Raw genomic sequence first — 11,570 nt, forward strand, 5'->3', positions numbered from 1 at the left:
CGCGTCCGTTCGGACTGGACCGACAAATGCGGTCGGGACGGGCCGACGGCCCAGCTACTGTTCGAGTTCGGCCTGGCGATCCCGGAGCGCGGCGATCCGATCGTTCGGATCGGGATGTGAGCCGGGTAGTACCCGTTCACAGACGGACTCACAGCGGCCCCGGAATCGCCCCAGTACGTCGTCGGGCGTCTCCCCGTTCGTGTCGCTCATCGCGTAGGGAAGCACGCAGAGTTCGCGGACGCCCGTCTCGGCCACCCGGAGATCCGTCGCGGGTCGCGGGTCCGCGGTCAGCGCTTCGAGTGCGCTGGCCAGTGCGGCCGGCGAGCCGCTGATCGCCACTCCGCCGGCGTCGGCCGCGTACTCGCGGATCCGCGAGAGTAACCGGTAGGTCGCCGTGCTGGCGAGATACAGCGGCCCGACGGTGAGGACGGCGACCGGCGTGAACAGCAGGAGGGGGATCTCGAGGTTGCTCAGGTTCGCGTTCTGCTCGCCTTCGAGGCCGAACAGCTTGCGTGCGAGCCACGAGCGCCGGAGTGCCGCCGCGAGGCCGTCCAGGAAGCGGCCGCTGACCGTCGGCAGGAACGCCGCCGCGGTCATCACGAACGCGTCGCCGTTGCTGAGGTGGGCGAGTTCGTGGGCGATCACGGCGTCGAGTTCGTCGTCGGAAAGGGCCTCCAGCAGGCCCACGGTGAGAAACAGCGTCCGCTCGCCGGGGCGGCTGGCGACGTAGCTGTTCGGCGTCTCGACGTCGATCACTTTCACGTCGGGGACCGTCACGTCCGCTGTCTGTGCGAGCCGGGCCACGCGGTCCTCCAGCGTCGGCGCGGCGACGACCGTCTCCTCCGGTTCGTCGTCTGTCTCGTCGCTACTGTCGCTACGGTCGGCGAGGACGATATTCCTCAATTCCTTGTCCGGGCCGATGTCGTACTCGCGGGCCTCCCGCAGCGTGAGCCGATAGCCGAACACCGACTGGACGAGCAACACCAGCGGCGTCCCGACGAGCAACACCGGCTCCAGCGGCACGATGTCGAACGAGAGCGCCCAGGTCATAATTTCGAACTGGTAACCGACCAGCGGCAACAGCGCCAGCGCGACGTGTGCGAGGACGTACACGGCAGCCACGAACGCCACGTCAAAGGCCAGCAGCACGGCCACGAGCGCCACGATCCGGAGGTGCGTTCGCAGTCCGGAGGGCTGGCGGAGTGACATCGTATTGTCGTTTTCGCGCTGAAAGCAAAAGCGTACCGGGTAAGGAGTTCTCGGTTGATGTGCCTTCATAGAATGGGCTTTGGATTTTAAGTTGTGATTAGATTCGAAGTAATTATATGAGATGTATGTGGCCGATATCGATGTGGGGAACAATGAACGGGAATTCTCCTGAAAAGAAGACGCGACGATCGATTCTCAAATCGGGCACAGTCCTTGCATCGTTTGCTGGGGCCAGTGGTGTGGCATCTGCTGGGCGCGCGACAAGGGGGAAAGGCCGAGCGACGCCACGCCCAAGCAACGATCACGGTTCAGCAGTGCCGCCGAAGATCATCATCGGGGACGAGTTGAAGAAACTCGACTGGGTCACGCTCATCGGGAGCGAACGTGACTCGATGGCCAAATCGTTGCTTCGACATATCGACAACGCCGACGTCCACAGCGAGACGCGACGGCGAGCCCGTAAGACACTGAAGGATCTCTGGTCGGCGGTGCAAATTCGATCCGAGCACAAGGGGCCGAGGGAAGTCGAGCGAGACCACCCCGGAATGGCACGGAAGATGGCGCATGGTCACGGGAAGACGGAACACCCCGTCTTTGCGCGATCAGCGGATCGCACGACGGAGGTGTACACGCTCGATTCGGATCCGGGTCGGGCACAGGAAATTGCAAAGGAAACGGAGCAGCAATTGCGCCGAGAGAGTCGCGAAGTGACAGCAACGACAGCCGACTCGAAAACGGCACCGACTCTTGCAGGAGTCATCAATTCGGGTATCGAAGCGCAGACACAGGACAATGATGTCGGACTAATGTGGATGCCAGAGCAAGGACACAACGCCATATCCTACTGGGCGGGTCAGAATATGAATATTGGCTCTGATCTGTGTAGTATATTGAAAGAAGAATCAAAGAAACCTGACAGATGGAACTATGATTTCCCAGATATGACCAAATATGCATATACAGTGGGTGAAGTTCAGGAGTGGCTAGGTGGATTTCCAGAAAAGGTAACTCACGCATATGCACATGCCTACACTCCGGGTATTGCAGTGCCACTAAGTGTCGGTTCTATTAACGTTCCTTTGGGACATGCAGATCACTGGGTGGGGGACGAAATGCAAGACGCATTGGAACATCGCCCAAGAAGTGATAATCGGTACGTCCAAGTCGGGCATGCGATGCACTTCCTTGAAGATCTGGGGAATCCGATGCACACCGGCGAGTTCAAAACACAAGCTGTCCATCAACAAGTTCATTCTCAATATGAAGTGGCAGTAGCAGACTATATAGACCTGAACTACAAGCCAAGCTGCTTGCCCGAACGCTGGTGGAAACCATGTAGTCCTGAACCGAAGGACTATATTATGGATCGTATTCGTGGCCTGTCAAGCTTTGTTCCTGTTGAAGAACCCGATCTATTTGAAGGGAACAAGTGGGAGAACCACGCGACCAATTTAGCCGCGTTCTCAAGCCAGTATAGTACAGATGTGATCACTGCGACTATGGAAAATCCAGTATCTCCACTTCAGTCATCGCCGTGGTTGCTAGAGGACACCTGTAAAGTACTGGAGCAGGCAACGAGATACGCCATGGGACTCATCGGTGAGATTCACCCGATGTACAACTAACTATGACACCTATCAAAAATATCATCGTCGTGGTCGTTGTCGTCTCGGCGTTCGCAATCACGGGCTGCTCCGATGTCGAGATGACGGCTGACGAATCACCGGGCTCGGAAACGCCGGAAAACTACGATGTCGACATCAAAGAACCCACGAACGGAACTGTCTTCGATAACCTCTACGTATATGGGATGATCGGCCATCATTTCCAAGTATTGTTACTACTCGAAAACCGATCCTCTCTTGAATTTGAGAAGATAAAAGAAATACAATATGAGAAAATAAATGCAAACAAGAAGACTGCCATCAACGAGAGAAGTAACCGTACAGCCAAATATGGAGGGGGTATTTATCTTATGGTCCCGCATCAAGATTACGTCTCAGAGCGGAACTACCGTCTGGAAGCACTCAATGAGACGGGCCATATCGTCGATGCAGTGAACGTCACGATCACGCAGACCGGCAGCGATTCAGGGTGGTTCTGACGCGTCGCTCGCAACGCTACGCCAGCGCACTGCCGGCCCGGATAATCTCCGTCTCGCCGAAGGCCGGTCCGATCAACTGCAGCCCGACCGGCAGGCCGTCGCTCGTCTCGCCCGCCGGAACGGAGATTGCGGGGAGGTTCGCGAGGTTCACCGGCGTCGTGTTCGCGTCGGCCAGGTACATCGTCAGGGGATCGTCTAGGCTCTCCCCGCGCTCCATCGGCGGGACGGGCATCGTCGGCGAGGCGAGCACGTCCGCCTCCTCGAGTGCCGAATCGAAGTCCTGTTTGACCCACGCGCGGGCGTCCTGGGCCTGCTTGTAGTACTTGTCGTGATAGCCCGCCGAGAGCGCGTAGGTCCCGAGGAGGATCCGGCGTTTGACCTCCTCGCCGAAGCCCTCCTCGCGGACCGCTGCGAACTCCTCGTTCCAGTTGCCCTCGTAGTCGGGCGTGGGGCCGTAGCGTACACCGTCGAACCGCGCCAGATTCGAGGAGGCCTCGCTCATGGCGATCACGTAGTAGGCCTCGACGGCGTGCTCCAGTGACTCCATCGAAACCTCGTGGTAGCTCGCGCCCCGCGCTTCCAGCTCGTCGATGGCGTCCCAGAAGGTCTCGACGACCTCCTCGTCGGCTCCGTCGAGCAGTTCGGTCGGGATCCCGATCTCCAGGCCCTCGACGTCGCCGTCGGCGGCGTCGGCGTAGCTGTCGCCGGACGCTTCGCGCTGCTCGCGGGCGTCGCCGGCCCGCTCTTCGGAGGCCCACGGGGCCTCCCGGGTCGTCGCGTCGCGTTCGTCCGGCCCGGCGATCACCTCCAGCAGTTCGGCGGCCTCCTCGACGGAGGGGGCGATCGGCCCGATCTGCTCCAGGGAGTTCGCATACGCGATCAGCCCGTATCGCGAGACCAGCCCGTACGTGGGCTTGATCCCGACTGTGCCGGTGAACGCGGCCGGACAGCGCACCGAGCCGCCGGTGTCGGTCCCCAGCGCGAGGTCTGCCTCGCCGGCGGCTACGGCAGCCGCCGAGCCACCCGAGGAGCCACCGGGAACCCGGCCCTCGGCGGCAGGGTTGTCCGTCGGGCCGAACGCCGACGTCTCGGTCGTCGTCCCCATCCCGAACTCGTCCATGTTGGTCTTGCCGGGGATGGTCGCGCCCGCGTCGAGCAAGCGCTCGACGACCGTCGCGTCGTAAGGCGGGACGTATTCTTCGAGCATTGCCGACCCGCAGGTCGTCCGCACGCCCTCCGTGGAGATGTTGTCCTTGACTGCGACGGTCTTGTCGGCGAGCGGTCCCTCCGCGTCGCTCTCGATCGTCTCTCGGGTGATAAAGGCGTTGTAGCTCATTTCACGACACCTTCGGACCCTTGAAAAAGCCCTCCTCGTCTTCGGGGGCGTTCTGCAGCGCTTGCTCCTGGTCGAGGGAGTCCCGTACCTCGTCGGGTCGCATCACGTTGACGAGGTCGGACTCGCGTTCGATCTCGGGCACCTCGTCGAGCGTCTCGAAGGCGTCGAGAATCTCGCCGAACTGCTCGGCGAACCGCTCGAGTTCCTCCTCGGCGAGGTCGACCCGGGCGAGATCGGCGACGTGGCGAACCTCGTCGGAATCGACGGCAGAATCGCTCATGTTCCAGCGGAGGACGGGGCCGGCGGTAAGGATTTCGATGCTGAACCGCCCCGTCTGGTGTCACCATCGTCGTGTCCAGACTCCACAAGACATCCGCCGAAACAGCAGCTTTCGCCTCGCAACCGAACAGCAGAATACACGATCGATTACCTGATTTTTCGATCACGAAACAGATTTTTCGGCTAGCCAAAGATTTAAGACGTTTGCACTACAACAGGATGTTGAAGTCAGGTAGTTCTGCGGGCGTTCGCCCGAGACGTATTCACCCTAACCAATGACAGACACGACCATCAGACGCCACGAGCACACGAGTCAGCGAGAGACGGCAGAGGAAGAGACGGACGAGGACCTCGTCTGTCCGGAGTGTGGCGGAACGCTTGCACATGACTCCGAGCGCGGGGAGACCGTTTGCGAAGAGTGTGGGTTGGTCGTCGAGGAAGACGAGATCGACCCCGGCCCGGAGTGGCGCGCGTTCGACGCCGCCGAGAAAGACGAGAAGTCTCGCGTGGGCGCGCCCACCACGAACATGATGCACGACAAGGGCCTGTCGACCAACATCGGCTGGCAGGACAAAGACGCCTACGGCAACTCCCTGTCCAGCCGCCAGCGCGAGAAGATGCAGCGGCTGCGCACCTGGAACGAGCGGTTCCGCACCCGCGACAGCAAGGAGCGCAACCTCAAGCAGGCACTCGGTGAGATCGATCGGATGGCCTCCGCGCTGGGCCTGCCCGAGAACGTCCGCGAGACCGCCTCGGTCATCTACCGCCGTGCACTCGACGAGGATCTGCTGCCCGGCCGCTCCATCGAGGGCGTCGCGACGGCGTCGCTGTACGCTGCCGCCCGGCAGGCCGGGACGCCGCGCAGTCTCGACGAGATCGACGCCGTCTCCCGCGTCGACAAAGACGAGATCGCCCGCACGTATCGGTACGTCGTCCGCGAACTCGGCCTGGAAGTCAAACCCGCCGACCCCGAGAGCTACGTCCCCCGTTTTGCCTCCGATCTCGATCTCTCCGAAGAGGTCGAACGCCGTGCCCGCCAGCTACTCAGCACGGCCAAATCCAAGGGCGTCCATTCCGGGAAATCGCCCGTCGGTCTGGCCGCCGCTGCAGTGTATGCCGCCTCGCTTCTGTCCAACGAGAAGGTGACACAGAACGAGGTCTCGGAAGTGGCCAACATCTCCGAAGTCACGATCCGCAATCGCTACCACGAACTGCTCGAAGCCGAAGAGGGCGTCCCCACGTAGCGACCGAAGCGGGATCTTCAGGTGGTGCTGCCATTCTCACGGCACGAAGGCACATTCCACGGAGTGAAACGTTCTTGCGTCGGGAACCCCGAACGAGTCGCATGGAGACGACGCGTCATTTCGTCGCGACCGTCTACGTCGTCAACGACGGTGCCGTCGCGCTACACGACCACGACAAGCTCGGTATGTGGCTCCCACCGGGTGGCCACGTCGACCGTGACGAGCTCCCCCACGAAACCGCCAGGCGAGAGGTGCGCGAAGAGATCGGTCGTGAGACCGAACTGGTCGCCCCACGCGAGGAGATCGCCTCGCCTACAGTCGAGTCGATCCCCAAGCCACAGCACTTCCTGCTGGAAGACATCAACGTTCACGACGGCGAAGTGGGCCACCAGCACATCGATTTCGTCTTCTATGGCCGGGTCGACAGCCGCGAGATCGACCCCGGGCCCGGGGAGGCCGGACCGGAGGCCTGGGAGTGGTTCGACGCGGCCGATCTCCGGGCCGCACGCGACCGCCTCGAACCGGACGTGATCGAGATTGGTCGGCGCGCGATCGAGGTCATTGAACGTTCTCGGGGCTGAAAACTTCCCTCAGATACATTAGTTATCGCACATATTCTTCGAGTTATGGGACCGGCGGGGCCGATACGGGTTCTGTACGTCGACGACGATCCGCACTTCGGGGAGCTGGTCGGGACGTTCTTGGAGCGGGAGGAGGACAGTCTCCGGGTGCAGACAGCCCCAGACGTCGAGGAAGCGCGGTCGACACTCGCCGAACGCGATCTCGACTGTCTCGTCTCCGCGTACGAACTGTCGGATCGAGACGGCATCGAGTTCTTCGAGACCATCCGCGACGATCACCCGGGCCTGCCGTTCGTCCTGTTCTTCGACCGGGCGAACGAAGCGATCGCGAGCGAGGCGGCCGACACCGGCATCACCGAGTACGTCCGAAAGGGAGGCTCCGATCAGTACGCGGTGCTGGCGAACCGGATCGTGAACGTGGTGTCTAGAAACCGTGCGACCCGCCGACTCCGAATGGCGGAGAAACGGTATCGATCGCTGTTTACCGAGATGAACAAGGGCGTCGCGTTCCACGAACTCGTAACCGGCGACGCAGGCGAGCCGGTCGATTTCCGGATCCTCGAGGTCAACGATCAGTACGAGTCTACCCTCGGCCTGGATCGGGGGGATGTCGTGGGACGGCTGGCGTCAGAGGTCTACGGTACGGTCGCTTCGGTCTATCTGGACCGGTGTGTGTCGGTCGTCCGAACGGGAGAGTCGATCCAGTTTGAGACGTACTATCCACCGCTGGAGAAACACGTCCGGATCTCGGCGTTCTCACCGACTGATGGCCAACTCGTGACGGTACTTTCCGACGTCACCGAGCAGAAACGGACCGAGGCACGGCTCCAGGAGTCTCAGCAGACCTACGAGAACGTTTTCGAGGGCTTCAACGACGCCACGTTCGTCCACGAGATGCACGGGAAAATCATCGCAGTCAACGGGACGGCATGCGAACGCCTCGGCTACGACGAGGAGTCGCTGATCGGGACGTCTCTACTGAAGTTCGATGCTGTCGGGGCCCCGGACGCGGGGATGCGCGATCGGCTGGAGACGATCCGTGAGGAGGGCCATGTGACGTTCGAGACGACTCTCGACACGAAGACAGGTGAGGGCATTCCCGTCGAAATATCGTCGAGTCGGATCGAGTACTTCGGCATGCCGGCGATTCTGAGCGTCGCCCGCGACATCACCGAACGCAAGGAGCGGGAACGACAGCTACAGACGCTCAACGAGCGGTTCGAACTGGCGCTGGAAGCCGGCCAGTTCGGGATCTGGGACTGGAACGTCGAGACCGACGAAGTCACCTTCAGCGAACGCTGGGCGGAGATGTTGGGTCACTCGCTTGCTGAAATCGAGCCCCACGCGGACGCGTGGGAGAAGCGAGTTCATCCCGACGACCTTCCGGACGCGTGGGACGCGCTGGAAGCGCACTTCGAAGGCGAGACAGACTACTACGAGTGCGACCACCGGATGCGGACGAAGTCGGGGGACTGGATCTGGATCCGGGACATCGGCAAGGTGTTCGAGTGGGACGAGGCCGGTGATCCGGTTCGGATGGTCGGGATCCATCAGGACGTCACCGAGCGCAAGCAGCGACAGAAAGAACTCCGGCGGCAGAACAGACGCCTCGAGGAGTTCGCCAGCGTCGTCTCCCACGACCTGCGGAGCCCGCTCCAGGTAGCCTCCGGCCAGGTCGAGCTGGCCAGGGAGGACTGCGACAGCGAACACCTCGACAGGATCGACGATGCGCTCGACCGGAGCCAGGTGCTGATCGACGACCTGCTGACGCTCGCACAGGAAGGCGCGCGGATGTCCGAGATGGAAGTCGTCGAGCTGCCGGCGCCGGCTAAAGACGGCTGGCACCACGTCGAGACGGCCGACGCGACGCTCGAGGTCGAGACCGATACGACGGTCCGGGCCGACGAAGGGCGTCTCCAGCAACTGTTCGAGAACCTGTTCCGAAACGCCGTGGAACACGGTGGAACCGACGTCACCGTCCGGGTCGGACCGCTCGGGCGAGACGGGTTCTACGTCGCCGACGACGGGGCTGGAATCGAGCCGGACGAGCGCACTGACGTCTTCGAGAGCGGGTATTCGACCGCCGAAGACGGCACCGGGTTCGGACTCGCGATCGTCGAGGAGATCGCCCGGGCACACGGCTGGACCGTCGACGTTACCGATAGCGAGAGCGGTGGCGCGCGCTTCGAGATCGGTGACGTCGCTGTCGTCGAGTGATCGGGGCCCGGACGTCCGACTGCGGGACGCTCGTACACTCGTCACTTGATGACCAGCAACCGTCCGAAGATCGCCGCACTCGCGAGGAAGAGCCCACCGAACACCAGGTAGAGCAGCACCTTCACCGCCAGCGGCAGCGGCAGCAGGAACGTGGCGAACGCCAGTCCGAGCGCTACGACCCCGGATGCTGCCCCGGCCAGCACGATCCGCGGGACCATCTGCTGAGGACTGCTCGGGCCGGCACAATCAATGTATTCCCTCTGGACGATCGATTCCTAGCGGTCCATGTCGGCGAGCAGGGCGTCGATCCCGTCCCACGAGAGGTGCGTGCGAGCGCCCAGCGACTGAACGGCCAGCGCCCCACAGGCGTTGGCGACTGCGAGCGCCTCCTCTGCCGGGCGGGTCCCGCGAGCCGCCAGAAACCCGCCAGCGAAGGCGTCGCCCGCCCCGGCCGTGTCGACGACGTCGACTTCGAAACCAGGATGTGACACCGTCCGGTCGCCCTCCCGGAGCTGTGCGCCCTTCGCGCCGCGCTTGACGACCATGGTCTGTCCGGGTCGATCCGTCTCGATCGATTCGAACTCCCGCTCGGTGACGAACAACAGGTCGGCTCGCTCGAGTACCGGTTCGTACTCGCGGTCGGCGACCCGACGGCCGGGATCGAAGCTCACGGACACGTCACGCTCGGCGGCTTGCTGTGCGAGTTCGAGTGCTGTCTCGGGCCGCTGGCTCGTCAGGTGGAGGTGATCGATCTGTTCGAACTCCTCGGATACGGCCGTATCGACGACGAACGCCTCGTTGGCCCCCTCGTTGCCGAGCATGAATACCTCGCCGGTCCTGTCGACGACCAGATACTTGACCGTCGTCTCTGTCCCGACAGTTTCGAGGAATCTCGTTTCGACGCCCAGGGCCGTCAGTTCTGCTCGGATGTCCCGTCCGTGTTCGTCCGGGCCGACGCTCCCGAGTAGTGTCGCGTCCGCGTGCAATTGCGCGAGTACGGCCGCCGCGTTCGCTGCACTGCCGCCGCCTGACTGGTGCTGGCTGACGATCCTCGCTTCGTCGTCCGGCTGGGGAAGGCGGTCGACCCGCAGCGTCACGTCCCAGTTGGCGTGCCCGGCACAGAGGATCCGGGTCACGGTCTGTCTTCCCCCGACTCGACCACGGTCTCGCGCCGGGCGTCCGGTTCGACCCACGGATCAGTGATCCCCTCACCGAACAGTTCGCGCATCAGCGTCACGATGCTCTCGGGCGGGAACTGCCCTCGTTCGGTGACGATCGCGTCCACGTATCTGGGCGGCGTCACGTCGAACGCCGGGTTTTCGACGTCGATGTCACCGATCGCGTCCCGGGCCTCCGGGTCGATCACTTCCGATTCGTCCCGGGTCTCGATCTCGACGAGGTTGCCGGTCATCGTGTCCGGATCGAGCTTGATCGTCTGTGCCGCCACGACGATCGGCGTTCCGCGGTCGCGGGCGTTGACTGCCAGCCCGGAGGTGCCGATCTTGTTGACGACGCTCCCGTCGGCAGCGATGGCGTCGGCTCCGACGAGGACGTGGTCGGCGTCGTTGAGATACCGGCGGGCCGCCGAATCGACGATGAGAGTCACGTCGACACCCAGTTCGACCAGCCGTTCGGCGGTCAGGCGACCCTGATTCCGGGGGCGCGTCTCCTTGACGATCGCCGACAGCTCTTTGCCCTGCTCGCGTGCGGTCTCGACGCAGGCCAGCACGTCCGTCGAGTGGCAATGGGTCATGATCCGGTCGCCGTCGCGCAGGCGGTTGGCCCCGACGCGGCCGAGGTCCGTCTGCGCGCGGTCGAGACGCGCCCGGAACTCGTCGGCTCCCGCGACGGTATTCCGCCGGAGTGTCTCGACGCTGTCCCCGTCCATCCGCTGGAGCACGTACCGGAGCGCGTTCGGCAACGAGACGGCCGTCGGCCGCGTCTCCAGCAACTGCCGAGCCGCCGCCCGCAGCTCCGCACGGAACGCCTCGGGCGTGTCCGCGTCGCTCTGCGTGGCCTGCTGTTGGAGCGCGTCGGCGGCCGCGTCGGCGATCGCCGCGGCCCCGCGGGTCTCCATCGCAGCGATGTCCTCCGCGACCCGCTCGACGGCCGCGTCGAGATCGTGTGTCCCCATAACACGGTACTACGTCCACAGCGGCCAAAAGATGGTGGGTCCACGTTCCCCTCTTTCCCCGGTTCGGCAGACAGGTCGGCTCGACCGAACCTGTGTAGCGTCGCCCACGGCTCACCCGAGCTTCGGACCGACAGCTCGTCACAGATCCCGTCGGACGCAGCCTCCGACAGACTTCGATGCTGGATTTTCTCGGCGGGTGCCTCTGAAACGTGATCTTCCCGGGCGTGCCAGAGGGCAAGCAGTTCGATCGCGCTACACACGCTGAGGAGCTTGCCCTCCACTGGGCGGTTCGAATCGCGTGCATCAATGTCGTACCCGAGCACCTGGCGTAGATGAAGATTTTCTCGGACGTACGGCGTATAATTGTCACTCAGCTTTGCACGTTAGCGTCAGCTGTTGAATGAACGAACAGGTGATCGATTTCTTCCATCAGGTCATCGACGCCACGATCATTATTGTCCCGAAC

General features: G+C 62.9%; 11 protein-coding genes. 5 read left to right on the plus strand and 6 right to left on the minus strand.

Translation table 11 applies throughout. The annotated features are described in order from the left end of the window. Positions 1 to 54: 54 nt before the first annotated feature. Entirely contained in the window at positions 55 to 1,209 is a 1,155-nt protein-coding gene (locus OB916_RS15400) for a M48 family metallopeptidase (RefSeq protein WP_315910185.1), read from the minus strand. Between the two features lie 140 nt (positions 1,210 to 1,349). Between OB916_RS15400 and OB916_RS15405 the strand changes: the two genes are divergently transcribed. Beyond that, the gene (locus OB916_RS15405) at positions 1,350 to 2,834 is read left to right on the plus strand and encodes a hypothetical protein (protein WP_315910186.1); all 1,485 of its coding nucleotides are present in this window, start codon (positions 1,350 to 1,352) and stop codon (positions 2,832 to 2,834) included. Between the two features lie 2 nt (positions 2,835 to 2,836). After that, positions 2,837 to 3,313: a hypothetical protein gene (locus OB916_RS15410; RefSeq protein ID WP_315910187.1), complete on the plus strand. Its 477-nt coding sequence runs from the start codon at positions 2,837 to 2,839 to the stop codon at positions 3,311 to 3,313. 16 nt (positions 3,314 to 3,329) lie between these two features. Here OB916_RS15410 and gatA read toward each other — a convergent pair whose 3' ends face one another. Beyond that, positions 3,330 to 4,649: an Asp-tRNA(Asn)/Glu-tRNA(Gln) amidotransferase subunit GatA gene (gene gatA, locus OB916_RS15415; RefSeq protein ID WP_315910188.1), complete on the minus strand. Its 1,320-nt coding sequence runs from the start codon at positions 4,647 to 4,649 to the stop codon at positions 3,330 to 3,332. 1 nt (position 4,650) lies between these two features. Beyond that, positions 4,651 to 4,929 carry an Asp-tRNA(Asn)/Glu-tRNA(Gln) amidotransferase subunit GatC gene (gene gatC / locus OB916_RS15420; protein ID WP_315910189.1) on the minus strand — a complete coding sequence of 93 codons (279 nt, stop codon included), beginning with the start codon at positions 4,927 to 4,929 and terminating at the stop codon, positions 4,651 to 4,653. Between the two features lie 274 nt (positions 4,930 to 5,203). On the opposite strand from gatC, the gene OB916_RS15425 reads away from it, so the two are divergent. The 3 genes from OB916_RS15425 (at position 5,204) to OB916_RS15435 (ending at position 8,970) form a co-directional block, all read left to right on the plus strand. After that, complete coding sequence (locus tag OB916_RS15425) at positions 5,204 to 6,172, plus strand: transcription initiation factor IIB (RefSeq protein ID WP_315910190.1); 969 nt, start codon at positions 5,204 to 5,206, stop codon at positions 6,170 to 6,172. Positions 6,173 to 6,273: 101 nt separating this feature from the next. Continuing rightward, positions 6,274 to 6,753: an NUDIX hydrolase gene (locus OB916_RS15430; RefSeq protein ID WP_315910191.1), complete on the plus strand. Its 480-nt coding sequence runs from the start codon at positions 6,274 to 6,276 to the stop codon at positions 6,751 to 6,753. Between the two features lie 45 nt (positions 6,754 to 6,798). Further along, positions 6,799 to 8,970 (plus strand): PAS domain S-box protein, encoded by a 2,172-nt coding sequence (locus tag OB916_RS15435; protein WP_315910192.1) that lies wholly within the window; start codon positions 6,799 to 6,801, stop codon positions 8,968 to 8,970. Positions 8,971 to 9,011: 41 nt separating this feature from the next. Here OB916_RS15435 and OB916_RS15440 read toward each other — a convergent pair whose 3' ends face one another. From OB916_RS15440 to OB916_RS15450, 3 genes are read right to left on the minus strand one after another with little or no spacing between them, the layout of a single operon-like run. Continuing rightward, on the minus strand, positions 9,012 to 9,188 hold the full coding sequence (locus tag OB916_RS15440; RefSeq protein ID WP_315910193.1) for a hypothetical protein: 177 nt from the start codon (positions 9,186 to 9,188) through the stop codon (positions 9,012 to 9,014). A 57-nt stretch (positions 9,189 to 9,245) separates the two neighbouring features. Further along, a complete protein-coding gene (locus OB916_RS15445; RefSeq protein ID WP_315910194.1) occupies positions 9,246 to 10,106 on the minus strand; it encodes a carbohydrate kinase family protein in 861 nt (286 codons plus the stop codon). Further along, a complete protein-coding gene (locus tag OB916_RS15450) occupies positions 10,103 to 11,104 on the minus strand; it encodes a ribose 1,5-bisphosphate isomerase (RefSeq protein WP_315910195.1) in 1,002 nt (333 codons plus the stop codon). Before OB916_RS15450 ends, OB916_RS15445 begins: the two co-directional genes overlap by 4 nt. Positions 11,105 to 11,570 lie beyond the last annotated feature (466 nt).

Origin of the sequence: Halapricum hydrolyticum, from assembly GCF_025517535.1 — an archaeon.
Lineage (GTDB): Archaea > Halobacteriota > Halobacteria > Halobacteriales > Haloarculaceae > Halapricum > Halapricum hydrolyticum.

Excerpts from the sequence above, each read along its gene's own strand:
- OB916_RS15435 (WP_315910192.1), top strand. The coding sequence starts at position 6,799 with ATGGGACCGGCGGGGCCGATACGGGTTCTGTACGTCGACGACGATCCG.
- OB916_RS15400 (WP_315910185.1), bottom strand. The coding sequence starts at position 1,209 with ATGTCACTCCGCCAGCCCTCCGGACTGCGAACGCACCTCCGGATCGTG.
- OB916_RS15430 (WP_315910191.1), top strand. The coding sequence starts at position 6,274 with ATGGAGACGACGCGTCATTTCGTCGCGACCGTCTACGTCGTCAACGAC.
- OB916_RS15450 (WP_315910195.1), bottom strand. The coding sequence starts at position 11,104 with ATGGGGACACACGATCTCGACGCGGCCGTCGAGCGGGTCGCGGAGGAC.
- OB916_RS15405 (WP_315910186.1), top strand. The coding sequence starts at position 1,350 with ATGTGGGGAACAATGAACGGGAATTCTCCTGAAAAGAAGACGCGACGA.
- OB916_RS15425 (WP_315910190.1), top strand. The coding sequence starts at position 5,204 with ATGACAGACACGACCATCAGACGCCACGAGCACACGAGTCAGCGAGAG.
- OB916_RS15440 (WP_315910193.1), bottom strand. The coding sequence starts at position 9,188 with ATGGTCCCGCGGATCGTGCTGGCCGGGGCAGCATCCGGGGTCGTAGCG.
- OB916_RS15410 (WP_315910187.1), top strand. The coding sequence starts at position 2,837 with ATGACACCTATCAAAAATATCATCGTCGTGGTCGTTGTCGTCTCGGCG.
- gatA (WP_315910188.1), bottom strand. The coding sequence starts at position 4,649 with ATGAGCTACAACGCCTTTATCACCCGAGAGACGATCGAGAGCGACGCG.
- gatC (WP_315910189.1), bottom strand. The coding sequence starts at position 4,929 with ATGAGCGATTCTGCCGTCGATTCCGACGAGGTTCGCCACGTCGCCGAT.